The organism is Limosilactobacillus secaliphilus (assembly GCF_001437055.1).
In the GTDB taxonomy this organism is placed as follows: Bacteria; Bacillota; Bacilli; order Lactobacillales; family Lactobacillaceae; genus Limosilactobacillus; species Limosilactobacillus secaliphilus.
This window is the reverse complement of sequence record NZ_JQBW01000010.1, coordinates 443,528-463,495: the sequence shown is the minus strand read 5'-3', so window position 1 is coordinate 463,495 and position 19,968 is coordinate 443,528. Positions and strand designations below refer to the sequence as shown.

The window sequence follows — 19,968 nt, the reverse complement described above, 5'->3', positions numbered from 1 at the left end:
ATGAGCGATGCGGAATTATTCAGCATTTTAACTCAGCTGCGGCGGTCACCTTCCGCTGAACTGGCCCAGCAAGTGATCTCACGCACGGTCGGGAGCATTCTCGCTGACCAGCGTTTACTGGGTGAAATTCTCATGCGCCTACCGCGGCAATTCGCTCCAACCAGCCGGGCCATTGCAGCACTGGTCTGGGACAACGATCAGTTAACCCTGCAAGTGAACTTCAATCAACTGGGTGACCTACGCTCCGACGAGATCGCGAGCCTGCTCTGCCACGAGGCTTACCACGTTTTGTGGCAGCACCCGTTGCGCTATGCCAATGCTGACCATCAGGAGCTGACGGCCGCTGCCTGTGATGTGGCCGTCAACCAATATCTTGATGAGCCACCCCGAGGGACAATGACCTTGTCGACACTGGAGCAGGTGACCCATACCCGGTTCCAGGCGCAGCAATCCTCGGCTTATTACCGACGCAAATTGATTGAGCTGCCCGCCAAACAACAAAAGCAGGTTGCTGAAAACTTGCAGGCTAGCAGGCAGACACAAAGCAAAAGTGATGGTCGCTCAATAAAAGGCCCCTTGGAGACTCATGCTGGCTGGCAGAGCAAAGGGGTTGTTAATGACCTGCTGCGGACGGCGCAGTTGAAGAAGATCGTCAAAGGCAGCTTTTCCACCCTCACTGAAAAGCAGCGGGGATTACTGCCCCAAAGTGTTCGTCAGACGTTAGGGTCCACTATGACGGAAGTTCAACTGCCAGTCAACGCGGCCATTCGGCGGATGCTTGGGGTAATCCCCAATGGCAAGCAGGACTCCCGTGCCCGGTTTAACCGGCAACAGCCCCTGCGATTGGAATTACCAGGACAGATAACAAAATATGTGAGCCGCCTCTACGTTTTCGTCGATCAGTCCGGTTCGATGCCCGATGCGATGGTCAAGGGGCTATTAAACCTGTGTTGCCGTTTAGTGGCCCAACTAGATACCCAGGTTGAGGTTGTGGCGTTTGACGCGGCAATTCAAGGCAAGGCACAACGTTTGCAACGACCGAGCGATCACTTAGTCAACCTGCGGCAGGGCGGCGGTGGCACCAGTTACCAGCCAATCTTTGACTACCTGCAAGCCAAGAAACTGGCCAAGAATACGCCGGTGCTGATTTTGACCGATGGCTGGGGTGATGAGCAAATCGACAACCATGGCTTTGGCAACGTTTTGTGGCTGCTCACCACCGACTCGCCACTTTCAGTTAAGAATATTTCCACTAATGTCATGCACCTAAGGAGAGTAAAATGAATAGTAAACCATTACTGGGGCCGCAATACTTGATTGAGGCCCTTACTCACAGCCCTGAGTACGAACGCGCCTGTCAATTGTTATGGCTGAACTGGAATGAAGATCCCAATGCGCTTTACCGACACCCGGTTGAACCGGAAGATGTCCGTTTTGCACGGGCTTTGCAGGATAGCCAGTTGGTGCGCGGACGGTTGGACTTGGGTAATTATCGCGACGTTAGCCAATTACTGGCCCACCACGGCCGCTGGTTTTCAAACAACGGGCGCGATGAGTTATTAGCACCGTTTGCAGGCTAAGTGTTTCACGTGAAACATTTTGGTTGAGAAACAAGATTAAGGAGACAAACATGGCAATTAACGAAAAAGCAATTCATGACGACCTTTACCAAGCAGTTAACGGCGAATGGTTGAAGACGGCCAAGATCCCGGAAGACAAACCGGCTACCGGTGGCTTCAACGACCTGGTCGACGACATCGACAAACTGCTGATGAATGACTTAGACGAGATGATCAAGTCACAGCCGGAAGATTCCCGGATGCAGGAAGCAGTGAAGCTCTATCAACTGGCCAAGGACTTTGACCGTCGTGACCAAGAGGGGACCCAACCGTTAATGGATCGCTTGCAGACGATTCAGCAGTTGAATTCTTATGCGGATTACAGCAAGCAGTGGGCTGAATTGGTTTTGGACAATTTTGCATCACCGGTATCCTTCGACATCGACGCGGACATGAAGAATGCACGGGTCTATGCCTTATTTGTGGGTGCACCAGGCTTGATCCTGCCCGACAAGAGCTACTACGATCCAAAGAACGAGCAAGGTCCGCAACTCCTCAAATTATGGTCACAACTGACGACGCAATTGCTAGTCAAGGTCAGCTTTGATCAGACAACAGCTGCCAAAATGGTGAAGGACACAGTAGCCTTTGATGCTTTGTTGGTACCGCACGTGAAGAGTGCCGAGGAATCAGCAGACTACAGCAAGATGTACAATCCGGAGACCTTCGCGGCATTTTGTCAGCACACGGATCAATTGGACCTGGCCCAGGTGGTTAAGGGATTGATCAAGACCAATCCCGAAAAGGTAATCGTTACTGAACCAAAGTACATGCAGGCGCTGAATGGTATTTTGCAGGATCACTTTGACCTGTTCAAGAATTGGCTGCTGGTTAATGAGGTCAACAGCTGCTCCAGCCTGCTGACTGATGAGATCCGGATTTTGGGTGGCCAATACGGTCGTGCGCTGTCCGGCAGCAAGAAGGCCGTCAACCACCGTAAGTTTGCTTTCTACCTGACTCGGGGCATGTTTAGCCAGGTCATTGGTGAATACTATGGGAAGAAATACTTTGGCCCGCAAGCCAAAGCGGATGTTGAACACATGGTGCACCAGATGGTTAAGATCTATGAAGGCCGTCTCGCCAACAATGATTGGCTGTCCAAGGCCACTCGTGATCAAGCCATTGTTAAGTTGCAGCACCTGGGCGTCCAAGTTGGTTATCCAGACCGGATTCCTGACTTGTATAACCACCTGCACACCGATCCTTCGAAGACGCTGCTCGCTAACGTGTGCGTAATGGACCGGGTCGCCACAGAAGAAACTTTCAGCCGCTTCGGCAAGCCCGTTGACCGGACCCGGTGGGAGATGAGTGCTGCCACTGTGAACGCCTACTACCACCCGTTCAAGAACATCATCGTCTTCCCAGCCGCCATCCTGCAGGCGCCATTCTACAGCCTGAAGCAGAGCAGCAGTGAGAACTACGGCGGTATCGGTGCCGTAATTGCCCACGAAATTTCGCACGCCTTCGACAACAACGGGGCCCTGTTCGACGAATACGGGAACCTCAACAACTGGTGGACCGATGAAGACCGGAAGCACTTCAAACAGTTGTCACAGAAGATGATCAAGGAGTTCGATGGGCTGCCATTTGCAGGGCAAAAGGTTAACGGTAAATTGACCGTTTCCGAAAACATTGCGGATGCTGGTGGTCTTTCCTGTGCTTTGGCAGCTGCCCAGGGCGAAAGCGATTATTCTGGCCGCGAATTCTTCATCAACTGGGCCCGGATCTGGCGGATGAAGGCCACGACCCAGTATATGCAACTGCTCTTGTCGATTGATGTGCACGCACCAAACAAGCTGCGGGCAAATGTGCAAGTGCAGAACTTGGCAGAATTCTTTAAGACCTTCAACATTCAGGAAGGCGACGGCATGTGGAAGGCACCGGCCGACCGGGTTAACATCTGGTGATCATTATGAAAATGATTAAAGTTGTGCAGGGTGACATTACTAAGATGAAAGTGGACGCGATTGTCAACGCCGCCAATACGACTTTGCGTGGCGGGGGTGGAGTTGATGGTGCCATTCACCGGGCGGCTGGTCCGGAGCTGGACATCGCCTGCGCGCGTTTTCACGGATGCAATACCGGAGAGGCACGGATCACGCCGGGATTTCGTTTGCCAGCGCGCTACGTCATCCACACACCGGGCCCGGTTTGGCATGGTGGTAATCATGGTGAAAGTTCTCTGCTCCACAATAGCTACTTCAACAGCTTACAGTTGGCAGAGCAAAATCAGTGTGAGACGGTCGCCTTTCCGTCAATTAGCACCGGTGTTTATTCCTACCCCCTCGATGCTGCCGCACAGGTGGCGTTGACGACGATTAAGGATTTTTTGCAAACGAGTAAGTCAGTGCAAACGGTCTTCATGGTCTGCTTCGATAGCCAAACACTGGCGGCTTACCAGCAGGCATACCAACAGCTGGGAATTCAATAGGTTCAATCAAAGAAAGAAGCGATGACAATGGGAAATACGGATGGTCAATTAAACTTACGGATTGCTTATAACAGTTTAACCAGCCAGCAGGCAACCATGGTTTGGTCACGTCCGGAACAAGCTGTTGATCACTTTACCTTGCAATGGGGCGGTCAACCGGCCGTGCAGGTGGCTAACAACCGTTATTACTATGAACTCACCAAGCTGACAGCGACGACGAAGTACACAGTTACCTTAACGGCCTACTTACAAAACGGCCGCCAGCTGCAGGCCACCCAAGAGTTCAAGACCTTGGCAAAGGGTAAAGTATTGGACGTAAGCCAAGCACCATACAATTTAAGCAGTGGTCAGACCGTGCAGACGGTCAACTTGCAACGCGCCATTGATGACTGCCCTGATGGCGGCACCGTTTTGATTCCACAAGGATTAAGCATTATCAGCGGGGCGTTGGATTTGCACTCCCACATGACTCTGCAAGTCGACGGCCAATTGATTGCCAGTACCGATCCCTTTGACTACATCCGCAATCCCCAAAAAGATCGGAGCCAAGGCATTGACCTCGATGATCTGATTTGGACACGCTATGAGGGCTGGGAGATGAAATGCTTCCGTTCATTAATCAACGTTGGGCATTTGGATCGCGAGCAGCGGTCAACGATGACCTGTCGCGATGTCCGTATCTGTGGCCAGGGCATTATTCGTGGCGGTGGCAGCCAACTCGGTGACGCAATGGAAAGTTACTTCACCGACACCAAAAGATATCCTCAATATATATCAGACAACATTACTGGTCGCCGGGTGCGGGGACGCTTGATCAATGTCATCCAGACTGACGGCATCGACCTGCAAGATGTTCAACTGCAAAATCCGCCTTGCTGGACGCTGCACTTGATTTACTCGCAACATATCACGGTTGATTCGGTTCACATCAATTCGGTAGGGATCGACAATGGTGATGGAATTGATCCGGATTCCTGCAGCCACGTCCTCATTTTTGGTGCTACTTTCGATACCGGCGATGATTGTATTGCGATTAAGTCGGGGAAGAATCCTGAAGGCAACCAGGTGGCGATCCCGACTAGTGATGTTGAGATCTTTAACCTGCAAATGCTTGGCGGCCACGGAATGGCGATCGGCACTGAGGAGTCAGCGGGTGTTTCACATGTCATCGTTCATGATTGCTTGATCCACGACACCGATTTTGGTATCGAACTCAAAGCCAGCAATGAGCGTGGCGGTGGGGTTGATGACTTCACGGTTGACCATTGTCAGATAGACAGTTTCTTCGCTCATAGCGTTAACTACAATGCGGATGGTCAAGCCGCTAAGGAACTGCCAGTCTTCAAACGCTTGAAACTTACCAATAGTCGGATTACTGGAAATACCCATCAAAAAGACGTGATGGGGAACCCGATTGACGCTTTTGGCAAAGCCATCGAAGTGATTGGTTTTAAGGATCACGATGTGGCGAGCCCCATCACTGATTTATTGATTCAAAATGTTTCCTTGGCTCACGGTAGCAGTCTTTGCTCATTCGATCGCTGTGCGGATGTCTGCCTCGATCACGTCACGGTCGAACACGGCCAACTTAACCTGCAAGTGGGACCCGACACACAAGGCTTCCGCATCAATTAAAACTAAACAATAAGAAAAGCTCCAGTGTTCAGAAAATTCCGAACACTGGAGCTTATTTGTTTATGTTGATCAAACTAGTACCGTACTTATTGAGTTTAACTGGCCAATATTTCAGGGGCAGGTAGTACATAATTTGCACGAACGTCTGACCATGCTTATCATTTAGGTCTTTTGATCAAGATCAATGTTTCATCGTTAAAAAACTTATTTCACTTTTTTGATGGTCACATTATAGCTGCCGTTGGGAGACTGAACAGCAACAGTACTACCAGCACTTTGGCCCATCAATGCTTGTCCTAACGGTGAATCAAAGGCTAGCTTGTTTTGGGCAAGGTCGGCTTCATGCTTGCCAACCACAATATAGGTTGCTTGTGAATGATCATCGTCAAATTCAATGGTGACGGTTGAACCAAGGTCGATTTGATCGGACTGATCATTTTTAATCACTTGGGCATAGGTGATTTGCTTGTTCAAATAACGCAAACGACTTTCCAAGTGCCGCAGCTCACGTTTGGCGGTGCTGTATTCGGTATTTTCCGATAGGTCCCCCAGTGCACGGGCGGCTTTTAAGCGGGCGATTCGTGTCGGTCGCTCTTTTTGTAAAGCGGCAATCTGATCTTTGATTTGCTGATAACCGGTCGGCGTCATTTTTTGATAGTAAATTTTGCGCATTTAATCATTCCTTTGGTTGGTTAACAGCCCACAGCGGTTTTTTACCTTGGGCAACGCGGATGATTTCAGAAGCTGCATCCCGGCATCCCCGGATCATGGCATCGATGGTTGCACCACCAAGGTGTGGGGTGAGCATCACGTTATCCAGTTTCCGCAGAGGGCTGTCCATTGGCAGTGGTTCTGGATCAAACGAGTCCAACGCTGCACAGCGCAGTTTGCCGGTAGATAATGCCGTTACTAATGCGTCGGTGTCAATCAACTTACCACGACCATAGTTGATCAGTGCAGCAGTGGGCTTCATTAGGCTTAAGGTATGGGCATTGATCATGTTCACCGTTTCGTCGGTCACGGGAACGTTTAGTGAAACATAGTCAGATTGACGCAACAGATCTTCCAGGCTAACACTTTGACCGATGTCAGACTGTTTATGGTGACGGCCGTTGTTATAAAGAATGTTCATGCCTAAAGCGTGAGCACACTTTGCCAGTTCCTGACCGATCCGGCCATAACCGATGATCCCGAGAGTCTGGCCAAAGAGACTATAGCCGGTCTTCTTGCGCCCAGCTTTCCAGTCGCCATCCTTCATCAGTTCCATGCGCTGCAAGGTGTTGCGAGATAGCATCAGCATGGCACCTAGGATGGCTTCGGTCACTGTCCGGAAATTGGCTTTTGGTGTAATGGTGACATAGATGCCATTCTCTGCGGCCGATTTGTCATCGACGTTTTCATAGCCAACACCAGTTCTGGCCAAGATCTTCAAGTGAGGCAGTTGCTTAAACACTGCCGGATCGATTTTCTCGAGGTGAACCACCGCACCCACCAGTGTGTCTGCGTGATCAAGCATTATTTGGTCAGTGAGCTTGTCGACGGTTACGACATCCAGCCCAGCATCAACCAGTGATTTCGTAGCACCAGCTTCGAAGTCTTGTGGAATCAAAACGGTTTGTTTCATTGTTAAAGTCGCTCCCTTCTGTAAGGCCTTGCAGCTTCATTATGCTATGATGGTAGTTGAAATTCAACGTGAAGGAGCAAGCAACAATGAGTGTAGAAATTCCTGAAAACATGGAAGATGTTGCAATGAAAATTGCCCGGGCAGGAGTGCATGGCAAACATTTAGATGAGGATCAGGTCATTACGCAAGCGGTTTTGGATATCATGCAGGCCTTCATGGACGAGGCATTGGAAGGCCACTATGATGATGTTGCCTGGTCAGGCAAGAATCTGCGAGTTACTGACATCATGGGTAAGGAAGTCGGAATCGTTAAACCGTTGAAGCAGGATTTCGTTGCTGACTTCAAGCAAAACGCCGACGAGCTGGTTGAACGGCTAGAAGATGAGGCTGCTCGTATTGTTGGCGGTCGGTAATTATTTCCCGGGAAATTAAAAATAAGCCCAATACTTGGACAGCAAGCATTGGGCTTATTTTTGTGTCGTTAAGAATGTGAATAGGTTACAGGCGCTTTTTTACTTCATAAGGCTTTGACTTTTCGTGGTCAGCCGGTAATTGGTCCTTGGCATAGAAAATAGCGTATTCACTGTCATCCTTGCCCTTAGCGATTACCAGGTCACTGACTTTCCGTTCCTTCTTGAAAATTTGTCCAGTCCGGACGGCTTCGTTGTAGTCGTGAATGTTGGCAACTGAGTCACCTGGATTAAAGAAAATGCGTGTTTCCATAAGAATCTCTCCCTTTAAGGTTCATAGTGAACCAATGCCATCTTTATTGCAAATACATCTTTTTCAAATCGTTGATATCATTGGCTGATAGGTGCAGACCCTCAGTCAAGAAGCCCATCAAGTCACCATAGTTATCTTTTAATGCTTGGATGGCTGAACGCAGGTATGCTTTATCAGCGGTCCATAAAGCGGTATAGTTAGCAATTTCGGTTTCATTGTGGTGGCCGGCACGCAGGGCAGCCGTTTGCCCATGCAGGTAGTTCATGAGGGCGGTATTAGTTAACATGTAGTCCTTGATGATTGTCTGTTGATCGACGCCCAAAGCTGACAAAATCAGGTAGGCTGAGAAACCGGTTCGGTCTTTCCCAGCGGTGCCGTGGAAGACAAGGGCATCGTCAGTTTTCAATGAAAGCAAGTGTTCAAACAGCCGCTGGAATGCCTTGCGAGCGTTGCTGGTATTGACCATGTTGGCATAGGCCTTGATCATTTGCTGCTTACCAACAAAGGGCTCCTTTTTCATTTTCTTCTCCAGTTCGGCCCAAACATCAGTGGATTGGGTTTCGTCATGGCGAAAAACTGGATTGAAGATATAGCGAATTTGGTCAGGAATTCTGTCTGACTGCTGGCTGCATTCTTCATGCGAGCGTAAATCAATGTCTTCCTTAATCCGTAACTTGAGCATCTTGGCTTGGTCATCGCTGGCTAATTTGCTGAGGTCATCGGCACGGTAGATACGGTGCCAACAAACGGACCGACCGTCTTTCGTCTGGTAACCGCCTAAGTCACGGAAATTATTGGTTTCACGCAGTGGGATAATTCGTTCGTGGGCCATTTAATCACATCCTTTCTCTTAATTGTAGCAGTTTCTAATTACTGGGCGCAAAAGATTGCCAGCACTCAGTGAGTTAGCAAAGGGTTTCATCTTCAATGAATTTTACTTCAATTATTTTTACTTATATGAAAGCGCTCTATTGACTGACGGAAAAGTAAAAAGTACAATAGATTTTAGTAAAACTTTACTCAAACAGATATGCAGGGCGCAGGAGGCAATCATGAAAAAACAAGAATTATTAGCAGAATTCGAAAGGGCGTTTAATTGTCCGGGGAAAGACGTTTTTTTCTCTCCTGGCCGTATTAATTTGATTGGTGAACACTTGGACTACAATGGTGGCCATGCTTTTCCGTGTGCAATCAGTTTAGGCACTTACGGTGTTTTTGGGCCGCGCAATGACGACCGGGTTGAACTGTACTCGGCTAATATGCACGGCAGCGTGGTCACATTTAAAGTTGATGACCAGTTGCCAGAAACAGCTAATGACAAGGTCTGGGCCAACTATTTGAAGGGCATGCTGGTTTACTTACGACAGAAGGGCTACCAAATCAACCATGGTTTCAACCTTTACATTAATGGCGGATTGCCTTATGGTGCAGGCTTGTCGTCGTCGGCATCGATCGAAATGTTAATGGGGATTGTCTTGAAGACGGAATTCCACTTGCAGATTGAACCAGTTGAGTTAGTAAAACTGGGTCAAAAGACGGAAAACGACTTCGTAGGCTTGAATTCCGGGATCATGGATCAGTTTGCCGTCGGAATGAGTAAAAAAGACAATGCCATTTTATTAAACTGCGAAACCTTGCAATATGAATACCGGCCCCTTGTTTTGGGTGACTATGAGATTGTCATCATGAGCACCAACAAAAAGCATTCACTGGCTGGCTCGGCCTACAACGAGCGAGTTAATCAGTGCCAAAAAGCATTGACTAAATTGCAAACAAAGCTAGGGATCACCGCCTTGGCCCAATTGAGCTTGGAACAATTTGATGAGTACTCATACCTATTGAATGATGATGTGTTGCTGCGGCGGACCCGCCATGTGGTCATGGAAGATCGGCGGACGATGGAGGCTGCTAAGGCCATGCAGGCTGGCGATTTGGACAAATTGGGCCGGTTGATTTCGGCATCGCATGTATCGCTGCATTATGATTACGAAGTTTCAGGCAAAGAGCTCGACACCTTGGCCGAAGCCGCATGGCAGCAGCCATCCTGCTTAGGTGCCCGGATGATTGGTGGCGGCTTTGCTGGGAGCGCCATTGCAATTGTTAAGAAGGACGCTGCCGAAGCCTTCAAACAGGCGGTTGGTAAAGTTTACCAACAGAAGATCGGTTATGCGGCCAGTTTTTATGACGCCGAAATTGTTGATGGTTCGCACCAGTTATAGAAGAAAAGGACGATTGGTATGCAATTAATTGAGCAATTTACCGAAAAAGCAATCCGGAGCGGCCGCTTTCAGCCGTTAGACAAGATTTATGTCGCTAACAAAGTTCGTTCACTGGTTGGTGACGAAGATGTGCAAGCAAAAGACGATGAGCCGCTGGTTGCACAACTGGTTGAATTGGCAGTTAAGCGGGGCAAGATCGAAGACGGTCCAACGGCTAAAGAGATTTTAAATGATCAACTGTATGATTTGTTGACCCCGCTGCCGTCCACCGTTAATCGCTTGTTCTGGGAAAAGTATGAACAATCACCGCAGCTGGCAACGGATTGGTTCTACCGGCTCTGCACCAACAACGATTACGTTAAGGTAAGTGCCATCAAGAAGAATGTGGTCTTCAAACACAAGGTCCAAGGTGGCAACGAACTGGAAATTACGATCAACCTGTCCAAACCGGAAAAGGATCCCAAGGCCATCGCCGCCGCGGCACACAATAAGGACAAGCAGTATCCGCAGTGTGTTTTGTGCATGGAAAACGAAGGCTACCTGGGACGGCTGGGCCATGCAGCGCGCAGCAATCACCGGATTATCCGCCTGACTTTGGGCGGCCATCAGTGGGGCCTGCAGTATTCACCATATGCCTACTTCAATGAGCACTGTATTTTTCTGGATGCCAAGCACGAACCAATGCAGATTAACCAGCAGACTTTGGTTAACCTGGTCGAAATTGAGAAAATGTTTCCCCAATACTTCGTCGGCAGCAACGCAGACCTGCCCATCGTGGGTGGTTCATTGTTGTCACACGAACACTACCAGGGCGGCCGGCATGTATTTCCAATGATGAAGGCGCCAATCAAAGAAGCGTTGACGTTTAAAGAATATCCGCAGGTAGAAGCCGGCATCGTTGACTGGCCGATGAGCGACCTGCGCTTGATCAGCACGGACACGACGGCATTGATCAACCTGGGCGCGCACATCATCAATAGCTGGGACCACTACAGCGATCCGCAGTTACAGTTGATTGCGGAAAAGAATGGCACCCGTCATCATACCGTTACCCCCATCATGCATCGCGACCACGAAAAGTTTGTTCTGGACCTTGTTTTGCGGGATAATAATACTAATGAAGACTATCCACTCGGTATTTTTCACCCGCATGCTCAATACTGGCATATCAAGAAGGAAAACATTGGCTTGATTGAAGTAATGGGTCGGGCCATTCTACCAGCGCGGCTAAAGGATGAGCTGGTACAGGTTAAACGCTTCTGGCTGAAGCAGCCCAATCAGATCAGTGAAGCTCATTTGCCATGGGCGAAAGCTGTGGCCAGCAAGCGGGAGATTAACGCCGACAACGTGGATGAAGTGATGCAAGCAGAACTGGCACAGGTCTTTGCCAATGTTTTGGCCGATGCCGGTGTATTCAAAGATGATGCTGCCGGTCAAGCTGGTTGGCAGCGATTCATCCAGAAACTATGAAAGGATTCTAATCGTGGCAGTTACATTAAAAGACATTGCAAAAAAAGCGGGGGTTTCAATCGCCACGGTTTCACGGATTTTGAACCATGATAGCAGTCTGTCAGTGAGTCAAAGCACCCGCGAGTCGGTATTATCATTGGCTGAGCAACTATCCTACACGAAACCGCATCATCGTCAGGCTAAGGCCACCAAGCGTATCGCCATCCTGCAGTGGTATCCACAGGAGCAGGAATTAAACGACCTGTACTATCTGAGTATCCGTTTGTCCGTCGAACGGGCTGCGCAACAGATGGGTTGTGAAACGGCGACCACATTTGCCAACAAATGGTCGCAACTGCCGAGTCAGGTCGACGGTTTGATCGCCATCGGGAAGTTCAGTTCGGATCAGTTGAGCAAACTGCATAACCGCTATGAACACATGGTGGTAATCGACCAAAACACCCTGACCATGGGCATTGACTGTGTCGTTCCTGATATTGCTGGCGGCATTATGCAGGCCGGACAGTATTTGTTCCAGCACTACCAGCACGTTGGGATGATTGCCGGTAAGGAATATACGACTGACGACCAAGAAGTAATCGATTCGCGTCCCCAAACCTTTATTTCACTGGCCCAGCAGTTTGATCCGGCAGCCAAGGACGCCTTGGAGTATGGTGATTACCGCACTGACAGTGGTTATGACGCGATGGCCCGCTTGAAAGGGCGCTTCCCGAAACTGGATGCCGTTTTGGTGGCTAACGATGCCATGGCCTTGGGGGCTCTGAAGTGGCTGCATGAGCAAAAGATTGCGGTACCGCAAGAGATGGCGTTGATCACGTTCGACGACACGGTGGTCACCAAGTTTGCTTATCCGCCGCTGTCGAGCGTGCACGTGCCGACCGACCAGATGGCGGGTAAGGCGGTGCAACTGCTGGTTGACCGCTTGAGCCACCCGCAGGACTTTCCTAACTGTCTGCTAGTGGCCACCAATTTGAAATTGCGGCAAAGCACTGCTAATTAATGAATTAAAAGTGATGTAAAAGGGCTTCTGACATTTCGTCAGAAGCCCTTTTACTGTCTAATTATGAGCAGTTAATGAGCTTGATCTCGTGAAGGGGGGGGTAAACTTTGCTTGAAGGCGCTTTTATTAATATAAATTGATAAGGAGAATACAAATGCAAAAGGAACATAAAAAATTATATAAATCTGGCAAAAATTGGGTAATAGCAACAATAACAGTTGTAACTATGTGCCTAATTTCTGATAACAACCTTCAAAAAGCTTATGCTGATAGCAATAACCAACCAAATCAAGCTGAAACTGTTAAGTCTGATATAGAACTTCAAAGGACTAATGAAGTTACTTTAAACAATAGTTCACAATCATACTCAAATAAATCAGAACAACAATTAAGCGAAGCCACAAAAAACATTCAATCCAATAATATAAATAGGATTAATAAAAATGAGATTACCAAACAGACTACTTTTTTGAATGAATTTCGCGTTTCTGAAGGATTAGATCCAAACGCTTATGGCACGGTCAATGTTAATGATTGGGACTATCAAAAAGACAATAATATTCTAAATATTACGGGTTACCATGGGTCTGATTTAACTCACATAATTATTCCTAATTTAAATGATTTTAGTAATTCCAATATTAGTGTTAATGGAATTGCAGCTGTTGGTATTTCTTCCGAAACCTTAAAAGATATTCTGCAACCATCTAGTGTTTATGGATATGGTTCTAGTTGGATGGATACTTTAGCTATAAGTAAGACTAACGGTTCATATAATAAAAAAGTAATTGCGGAGGACGAAGACTGGTCAAATATCTTTAATTGGAAGAAATTGGGACGTGCAATTAAATGTATTGATTTAACGAATTTAGATACTAGTAAAATCACCAATATGTCAGGTATGTTTGCGGGCCAGGATGAGTTGAAAGCTATATATGGTTTAAATTCATGGAATACTCACAATGTTACAGATATGAGTGATATGTTTAATGATGCAAAACACCTTGAAAATATCGGTGATTTAAGCAGATGGGACATAAGCAACGTTAATAATTTAAGTGGGATGTTTGGAGGTACTTCCCATCTCCATGATGTTGGCAATTTAAGTGATTGGAATACAAGCAGTGTTAGTAACCTGAGTGGAATGTTTGCTGATGCTGGCATTCGTGATACTGGTGATTTAGGAAATTGGGACACAAGGAATGTTACTGATATGTCATCAATGTTTAGTTCAACTGGTATTCAGAACGTCGGCGATTTAGGTAAATGGAACACAAATAACGTTACCAATATGTCAGGTATGTTTAACGCAGCCAACATTAAAAATGTCGGTGATTTAGGTAAGTGGAACACAGGTAGTGTCACTAATATGAGTTTTATGTTTGACTCTACTTTCATACAGCGTGTTGGTGATTTGAGTAAATGGGACACAAGTAATGTTACTGATATGAGTTTTATGTTCCACGGTACAAATTATCTTCACTATGTTGGTGATTTAAGCAAATGGAATACGAGCAAAGTCACTTATATGTCAAATATGTTTGAAGATACGCCTGGTTTACAGAACGTTGGTGACTTAAGTAAGTGGAATACAAGTAGTGTTACCAATATGGACGATATTTTCAATAATTCGGGGATCAACTATTTTGTTGCATCTAAGAGTGATTATAGATTTAATAATCAAATTAAGGTAACTGATTTTCTTGGCGAGATTGGGCCTACTGGAAGTACAGTAGCAGTTATTAACGTACCAACTTTTTATAGAAAAATAACTGGAAAAAGTGAAGCGCAATCTGTATATGAAACAGTAATGCCTTTGGTACAAGAACAAGTAAATGAAGTATATAAAAGATTTTATGATTCCTTAAGTGATGATGATAAACAGCTTTATCCGACTACGGCTTCATTACGAATGGAATACCCGAATTATATTAAAAACCCGTCTGAGGTTGCCAATGCACGGTTTGACATTGATATTGAAATAGCACAAAGAGGAGATATAAAATACGTCGACCAGGATGGGAATGTTATTAAGACGGATCATCTTTCTGGCAAAGTAGGCGACAAGATTGACGTCAAAATTGCTTTACCAGATGGTTATGAATTAGCAAATAAGGATGAACAGATCCCATCTCAAGTTACGGTTACGAGTGATGGTATTCCAACTGTCACAATCAGAGTAAAAAAGATCCCAACAGTTAAAACTGGTGTTATTAACTATGTAGATCAGGATGGGAATGTTCTTAAAACGGATCATCTTTCTGGCAAAGTAGGCGACAAGATTGACGTCAAAATTGCTTTACCAGATGGTTATGAGTTAGCAGATAAGGATGAACAGGTTCCATCTCAAGTTACAGTTACCAGTGATGGAATTCCAACCATTGCAATCAGAGTAAAAAAGATCCCAATGGTTAAGACCGGTGTTATTAACTATGTAGATCAGGATGGAAATGTTCTTAAAACAGATCATCTTTCTGGCAAAGTAGGCGACAAGATTGGCGTCAAAATTGCTTTACCAGATGGTTATGAGTTAGCAGATAAGAATGAACAGATTCCATCTCAAGTCACAGTTACCAGTGATGGAATTCCAACTGTCACAATTAAAGTTAAAAAGATCCCAACAGTTAAAACTGGAGTCATCAACTATGTGGACTCGAATGGTGTAATCGTAAAGACTCAACAAATTTCTGGTAAGGTGGGGTCTACGATTGATGTTCCTTTTGCATTACCAAATGGATACAAATTAGCAGACCCTAACGAACAAATCCCAACATCGGTGATAGTTAATGAGGATGGCATTGCTACAATAATCATTAATGTTGTTAAAGTGAATGAACATTTAGCTAATAATCAAGTTCCATTTGATTCAAATACTAAATTTAATCAAACCAACTATAACTATGGGTACCTGGATAATTACAAGCTAACTGAAAATTCTGAAGGGCAAGCACAGTTAATTGTTAGCGGTTGGCATGCGTCTGGAATGAGTAATGACGCGTCTTATAGATATGTTATTGTTTATGACAATACTTTAGGGCACGAAATTGCACGTCAACGAATTACTCCACTGATTCGTGATGATGTACAAAATGCATATCCAAATGTGGTAAATAGCCGGTATTCTGGATTTAATATTACGGTTGATATTCCTAATAATGTTGTTAATCATTCACTGAGTGTTGTTTCACGATATAGTGATGATCAAATTAATGGTGAGGGTGTTCATAGTGACCACTGGTTTGGTCCATTAGTAATGAATGAGACTAATCAAGCATGGCTAGACGGTTTAAAAACGAATGATCATATTTTGATGGTTACAGGCTGGCATGCTACTAATCAAGCTGCTGGGCGCCCTTATCATTACATTATTGCCTGGGATCAGAATCTGGGTCATGAGATTGCAAGAAGTCGGGTAACAACTGTTAGCCGTCCAGACGTGGCTAATGTTTATCCAACAGTAGCCAATGCTGTAAATTCTGGATTCATAGCTCCATTCACGCTGACATCTGATTTTTACAATGACAATATTCAATTTATTTCTCGCTGGACAGATGATGCTGCTGGTAATGGGAATGCGGTTGATTATTGGTTTAACCCAATAACCCATATTAATAGGGCTCACTTAGATTCAGTAAACTTTAGTAATGGTCAATTACAAGTTGCAGGGTGGCACGCAGATGATATTTCTCAATTAGAACCAAATCATTATCTGATAGTCTTTGATAATACAACTGGACAACAAGTTGCATCTCAAAAAGTAGCTCTTTTGAACTCGCCTGATGTTGGCAAAGTATTCAGTGATACTAAGACTGCAGATCATTCTAGATTTAACTATGCTTTTGCTGGTTTAAATCTGGTACCTGGTCATAACTATTCATTGGTGAGTCGTTATTCTGCTGATCAAAATGGCAATGGAAATGATGGAGCACACACCGATTATTGGTTAAATCTTGGGATGTTTGATCAATCAGCGCATTACATTGATAGTGAAATTTTAAGAGACAAAGAATTAACGCTGCAAGGATGGATGTGCAGTGATCAATCATTAACTAAACCATATGCATATGCAATTCTGCTACAGAATGGTCATGAAATTGGTCGCCAAAAGATTGGCTTTACAGTACGAGATGACGTTGCTAGAGCTTATCCTAGAATCTATCAAAGTCAGAACAGCGGCTTTAATGTTAGTTTTATGTTGCCAAGTTATTCAACTCAAGGATTACAAGTGGTTCTGAGGTTCACTGATGATCCAGCAGGTAATGGAAATAGTGCTGACGAGTGGATTGCGATTAATCCTAAAAGGGAATACTAAATTAATTAACTAATAACAAATTAAAAAGACTGGAGAAAGTCGAAACTTTCTCCAGTCTTTGTTTTTATAAGAGTGACTACCGTTGGCGATTACGCCGTTTGTACCATCCCAATGTTACCAGGTTTAACAGGAAGGCCAATGACAGGATCCCGGCTATTTTTCCAGTCTGGTGATTGTTACCCAGCTGTGGCAACTCTGCTTGTTGATTACTAATACTCGGAGTGACTTTAGCCGTAGCTTCAAGCTGGTTAGACGGATTTACTGATGCGTTGGTGTCAGCAGAATCTTCATTTGTTGGGTCGCTTGGTGCTGGGTCTTCCGGTTCTGGCGTCGGGTCAGAGTCTGGCGTTGGTTCCGGATCTGGTGTTGGATCAGGATCCGGTGTCGGTTCTGGGTCCGGAGTTGGTTCAGGATCTGGTGTTGGTTCCGGGTCTGGCGTTGGATCTGGGTCTGGTGTCGGGTCAGGATCCGGCGTCGGAATCTCAATGAAGGACGGTGGTACCACTGGGTGGATGTCCCAACGGTGCGATTCACCGCCAGTGATATTAACGATGTTGGCGATGATGTTACCGTCGATGTTGACGTGGGCGTTGACCGTTGCCTTTGGCGCAAGGATGCTGCCCATGAAACGACCGGAGTAAACGTTGATCACCTCTGCGTTGCCAAAGTTCCAAAGCACGTGGTTCGGAACTGAGTGACTTTCGCTGTTGTTGATTGGCGTGTTGCTGCCGTCGTAGAAGAGGAGCACCTGGGTAGCGACGTTGATTGTGCCATCTGCGTTCAGCACGTTGATGACAACCGTTGGTGCGCCCTTCTTGCTCGACAGGCCGAAAATCTTGATCGGCTGGCTGCCTTGCAGAAGGCCAACTGGGATGTTCACGTAGATCACGTTGTCAGTTGGCGTCGCGTTGGAAACATCGATGAACTGGTTATTCATGTCCGTGAAGTCGAGAATAACCCCGTTAGACGTTGCCTGGTCGCTGTAGAAGTTGGACGCCTTCAGCAGACGGTCAAACACCTTAGCAAAGTCGATGTACTGGATCTTACCGTCCATGAAGACTTCTTCCGGCTTTAAGTTATTCATCAACTGGCCATTGACGTAAACTTTGCCATCGATCACTTCAACGTTAATGTCGTTGCCAAAGATCACGTGGTTAAAGGTCGGGTTACGGAAGGATCCGGAGTTCAGTGCGTCCTTTAACTGCTGGATGTAGTGGATGTCGCCTGAGGAAAGGTGGATGGAGTCGCCCCGTGTGCCGAAGTCGATGCTGCCACCCAGGATACCCACGGCGATGTTGCCGTTCACGTCGGCCCCAAGGTTAGCTTCGTTGGCGAAGATGTGGAAGAGGGAAGCCAGCAACAGGACGCTTTTGGCATCAAGGTGGTTGATGTCGATCCCGTACTTGTCCTTTAGAATCGTGTCCGACTGGATGGAGTCGATAAACCCAATTCCTGGCTGCGCTGGCTTTTCTGGCTGTTGAACCGGCTGTTCTGGTTGTGGCTGAACGGGCTGTGCCGGCTGACTTGGTTGGCCAACTGGGCTTTGATCATCTGCCGGCTGGTCTTCCGGTGTCACCACTGAGTCAACAGCTTGGTCGCTTTCAACCTGACTACTCGCACCGTTGTCGCTAGTTACCGGCTGGTCTGAAGAGGCTTCCGGCAGTAAATCGCCAGCAGCTGATTCAGTCACTACAGCATCTACTGGCTGGTCGTTAACCGTTGTGGAATCAGCCTTTGCCGAGCCGGTAGCGGCCCAAGTCAAACCCAGCAAAACGGAAGCAACGCCGATACTGAGTTTCCGCAAGCCGAACCGTTGCTTAGTTGGGCGGTTCTTCTGGGCCATCATCTTATTGTTATTCTTTGAGAACATAAGTTAATCCTCCTGTGATAATTAATAAAAAGCAGCAATTGAACTTACTTTCTATCTATTAGCATCAGTCATAGGGGGGTTAAACCTATTGCAGAGCTGTTAGATTAAGTATTTTCTTTATGTATGCATAATACGTTATCCGTATGAGCTTGTATATATTATTCATATCAGTTATATAAATTCTTACACAAATCAATAAATTTTTAAGAAATATAGGTTTGAACGCTAGAAAATGGCTTAACCATAATATTTAAGATATAAAAAAGTCGGATAAGAAACCAAATCAAATGGCTCATTATCCGACTTATTTGTGTGAATTAATAGAATGTGGCTGGCCACCATTGCTAGTTCTTGAAGTCTAGGTGATGGTGCAAGGCGGCGAAAACGTGACGGTCGGACCAGCCGATTAAGTATCCTTGGGTGATGACATTATAGATGGTCCCAAGGCCAAACCCGTACCAATGATGGGTGAAGAGCAGGGTCAATAAGACGATGGCCAATGGCGGTACATTGCTGAGCCATTGCGACCAGACCGGTGAGCCGTGCAGGAAGCGAAAACGCAGAATATAGGGCAAGTCGTCGGTGGGGTGGAGGATTAAATTGGCCCGTTGGTACAGGGAAACCGCGGCCGCCACACCGAACAGGCCGATCATGTCGAGGATGCAGCGCCAAAAAAGTGATAGATGAGCAATACCCAAGTGGACGAAAATGACTTCGAACCCGGCCAAGAGGTAACTAAATGGGGTGATAAAGATCAGGTTCCGGATGAGGCGGAAATAGTCGAAGCGGCCTAGAAGGAGCAGGTTGGTAAAGGCAACGCTCACTCCTTCCAAAAACAGGATGTTGCCTAATGACCATGACGTCCACTTGCTTAGGCTAACAGCGGATGCCGTCCAGATCCCACTCCCCATGTTAGTGGAGACGGTGAGGGCGTTAAAAAAGGCGTTGATCAAAATTGACAGCCCAAAAAAGAACCAACGGCCGCGCAGGCTATTAGCCCATTTTGTCGAAACCATTCTCGTTTTCCTCCGAATCAATTTAAGAAGTATACTTAAAGCATGGTAA

The 19,968-nt window shown here is 46.5% G+C and carries 16 protein-coding genes; 10 read left to right on the top strand and 6 right to left on the bottom strand.

Annotated features, from left to right (window positions below):
• From IV45_RS06985 to IV45_RS06965, 5 genes are read left to right on the top strand one after another with little or no spacing between them, the layout of a single operon-like run.
• A complete protein-coding gene (locus IV45_RS06985) occupies positions 1-1,284 on the top strand; it encodes a vWA domain-containing protein (RefSeq protein WP_057742022.1) in 1,284 nt (427 codons plus the stop codon).
• Positions 1,281-1,580: a hypothetical protein gene (locus IV45_RS06980; protein ID WP_057742019.1), complete on the top strand. Its 300-nt coding sequence runs from the start codon at positions 1,281-1,283 to the stop codon at positions 1,578-1,580. Before IV45_RS06985 ends, IV45_RS06980 begins: the two co-directional genes overlap by 4 nt.
• 50 nt (positions 1,581-1,630) lie before the next feature.
• Positions 1,631-3,526: a M13 family metallopeptidase gene (locus IV45_RS06975; RefSeq protein ID WP_057742016.1), complete on the top strand. Its 1,896-nt coding sequence runs from the start codon at positions 1,631-1,633 to the stop codon at positions 3,524-3,526.
• A gap of 5 nt (positions 3,527-3,531) precedes the next feature.
• Complete coding sequence (locus IV45_RS06970; protein ID WP_057742014.1) at positions 3,532-4,050, top strand: O-acetyl-ADP-ribose deacetylase; 519 nt, start codon at positions 3,532-3,534, stop codon at positions 4,048-4,050.
• A 27-nt stretch (positions 4,051-4,077) separates the two neighbouring features.
• Positions 4,078-5,685: a glycoside hydrolase family 28 protein gene (locus IV45_RS06965; RefSeq protein ID WP_057742011.1), complete on the top strand. Its 1,608-nt coding sequence runs from the start codon at positions 4,078-4,080 to the stop codon at positions 5,683-5,685.
• A 204-nt stretch (positions 5,686-5,889) separates the two neighbouring features.
• Here the strand turns inward: IV45_RS06965 and greA are convergent, their stop codons facing one another.
• Together greA and IV45_RS06955 are read right to left on the bottom strand one after the other, a co-directional pair.
• Entirely contained in the window at positions 5,890-6,357 is a 468-nt protein-coding gene (greA, locus tag IV45_RS06960; protein ID WP_057742009.1) for a transcription elongation factor GreA, read from the bottom strand.
• Positions 6,358-6,361: 4 nt separating this feature from the next.
• Positions 6,362-7,309 carry a phosphoglycerate dehydrogenase gene (locus IV45_RS06955; RefSeq protein WP_057742006.1) on the bottom strand — a complete coding sequence of 316 codons (948 nt, stop codon included), beginning with the start codon at positions 7,307-7,309 and terminating at the stop codon, positions 6,362-6,364.
• 86 nt (positions 7,310-7,395) lie between these two features.
• Here IV45_RS06955 and IV45_RS06950 point away from each other — a divergent pair, with 86 nt between their 5' ends.
• A complete protein-coding gene (locus IV45_RS06950; RefSeq protein ID WP_057742003.1) occupies positions 7,396-7,722 on the top strand; it encodes a hypothetical protein in 327 nt (108 codons plus the stop codon).
• Between the two features lie 85 nt (positions 7,723-7,807).
• Here the strand turns inward: IV45_RS06950 and IV45_RS06945 are convergent, their stop codons facing one another.
• Together IV45_RS06945 and IV45_RS06940 are read right to left on the bottom strand one after the other, a co-directional pair.
• Complete coding sequence (locus tag IV45_RS06945) at positions 7,808-8,032, bottom strand: hypothetical protein (RefSeq protein ID WP_057742000.1); 225 nt, start codon at positions 8,030-8,032, stop codon at positions 7,808-7,810.
• Positions 8,033-8,075: 43 nt separating this feature from the next.
• Positions 8,076-8,864 (bottom strand): tyrosine-protein phosphatase, encoded by a 789-nt coding sequence (locus IV45_RS06940; RefSeq protein WP_057741997.1) that lies wholly within the window; start codon positions 8,862-8,864, stop codon positions 8,076-8,078.
• A 220-nt stretch (positions 8,865-9,084) separates the two neighbouring features.
• Here IV45_RS06940 and IV45_RS06935 point away from each other — a divergent pair, with 220 nt between their 5' ends.
• From IV45_RS06935 to IV45_RS06920, 4 genes are all read left to right on the top strand, one after another.
• Positions 9,085-10,251, top strand: a complete 1,167-nt coding sequence (locus IV45_RS06935) for a galactokinase (protein ID WP_057741994.1) — start codon at positions 9,085-9,087, stop codon at positions 10,249-10,251.
• 18 nt (positions 10,252-10,269) lie between these two features.
• Positions 10,270-11,721 carry a UDP-glucose--hexose-1-phosphate uridylyltransferase gene (locus IV45_RS06930; protein ID WP_057741991.1) on the top strand — a complete coding sequence of 484 codons (1,452 nt, stop codon included), beginning with the start codon at positions 10,270-10,272 and terminating at the stop codon, positions 11,719-11,721.
• Positions 11,722-11,734: 13 nt separating this feature from the next.
• On the top strand, positions 11,735-12,721 hold the full coding sequence (locus IV45_RS06925; RefSeq protein WP_057741986.1) for a LacI family DNA-binding transcriptional regulator: 987 nt from the start codon (positions 11,735-11,737) through the stop codon (positions 12,719-12,721).
• Positions 12,722-12,875: 154 nt separating this feature from the next.
• Complete coding sequence (locus tag IV45_RS06920; protein ID WP_057741984.1) at positions 12,876-17,033, top strand: BspA family leucine-rich repeat surface protein; 4,158 nt, start codon at positions 12,876-12,878, stop codon at positions 17,031-17,033.
• A 76-nt stretch (positions 17,034-17,109) separates the two neighbouring features.
• On the opposite strand, the gene IV45_RS06915 is transcribed toward IV45_RS06920, so the two are convergent.
• Entirely contained in the window at positions 17,110-18,903 is a 1,794-nt protein-coding gene (locus tag IV45_RS06915) for a collagen-binding domain-containing protein (protein WP_057741981.1), read from the bottom strand.
• A gap of 344 nt (positions 18,904-19,247) precedes the next feature.
• Positions 19,248-19,919, bottom strand: coding sequence for a DUF6198 family protein (locus tag IV45_RS06910; RefSeq protein ID WP_057741978.1), 672 nt, complete (start codon positions 19,917-19,919; stop codon positions 19,248-19,250).
• Positions 19,920-19,968 lie beyond the last annotated feature (49 nt).

Coding starts and splice junctions, on each gene's coding strand:
- greA (WP_057742009.1), bottom strand. CDS start 6,357: ATGCGCAAAATTTACTATCAAAAAATGACGCCGACCGGTTATCAGCAA.
- IV45_RS06980 (WP_057742019.1), top strand. CDS start 1,281: ATGAATAGTAAACCATTACTGGGGCCGCAATACTTGATTGAGGCCCTT.
- IV45_RS06965 (WP_057742011.1), top strand. CDS start 4,078: ATGGGAAATACGGATGGTCAATTAAACTTACGGATTGCTTATAACAGT.
- IV45_RS06935 (WP_057741994.1), top strand. CDS start 9,085: ATGAAAAAACAAGAATTATTAGCAGAATTCGAAAGGGCGTTTAATTGT.
- IV45_RS06940 (WP_057741997.1), bottom strand. CDS start 8,864: ATGGCCCACGAACGAATTATCCCACTGCGTGAAACCAATAATTTCCGT.
- IV45_RS06955 (WP_057742006.1), bottom strand. CDS start 7,309: ATGAAACAAACCGTTTTGATTCCACAAGACTTCGAAGCTGGTGCTACG.
- IV45_RS06975 (WP_057742016.1), top strand. CDS start 1,631: ATGGCAATTAACGAAAAAGCAATTCATGACGACCTTTACCAAGCAGTT.
- IV45_RS06915 (WP_057741981.1), bottom strand. CDS start 18,903: ATGTTCTCAAAGAATAACAATAAGATGATGGCCCAGAAGAACCGCCCA.
- IV45_RS06970 (WP_057742014.1), top strand. CDS start 3,532: ATGAAAATGATTAAAGTTGTGCAGGGTGACATTACTAAGATGAAAGTG.
- IV45_RS06950 (WP_057742003.1), top strand. CDS start 7,396: ATGAGTGTAGAAATTCCTGAAAACATGGAAGATGTTGCAATGAAAATT.
- IV45_RS06985 (WP_057742022.1), top strand. CDS start 1: ATGAGCGATGCGGAATTATTCAGCATTTTAACTCAGCTGCGGCGGTCA.
- IV45_RS06930 (WP_057741991.1), top strand. CDS start 10,270: ATGCAATTAATTGAGCAATTTACCGAAAAAGCAATCCGGAGCGGCCGC.
- IV45_RS06910 (WP_057741978.1), bottom strand. CDS start 19,919: ATGGTTTCGACAAAATGGGCTAATAGCCTGCGCGGCCGTTGGTTCTTT.
- IV45_RS06920 (WP_057741984.1), top strand. CDS start 12,876: ATGCAAAAGGAACATAAAAAATTATATAAATCTGGCAAAAATTGGGTA.
- IV45_RS06945 (WP_057742000.1), bottom strand. CDS start 8,032: ATGGAAACACGCATTTTCTTTAATCCAGGTGACTCAGTTGCCAACATT.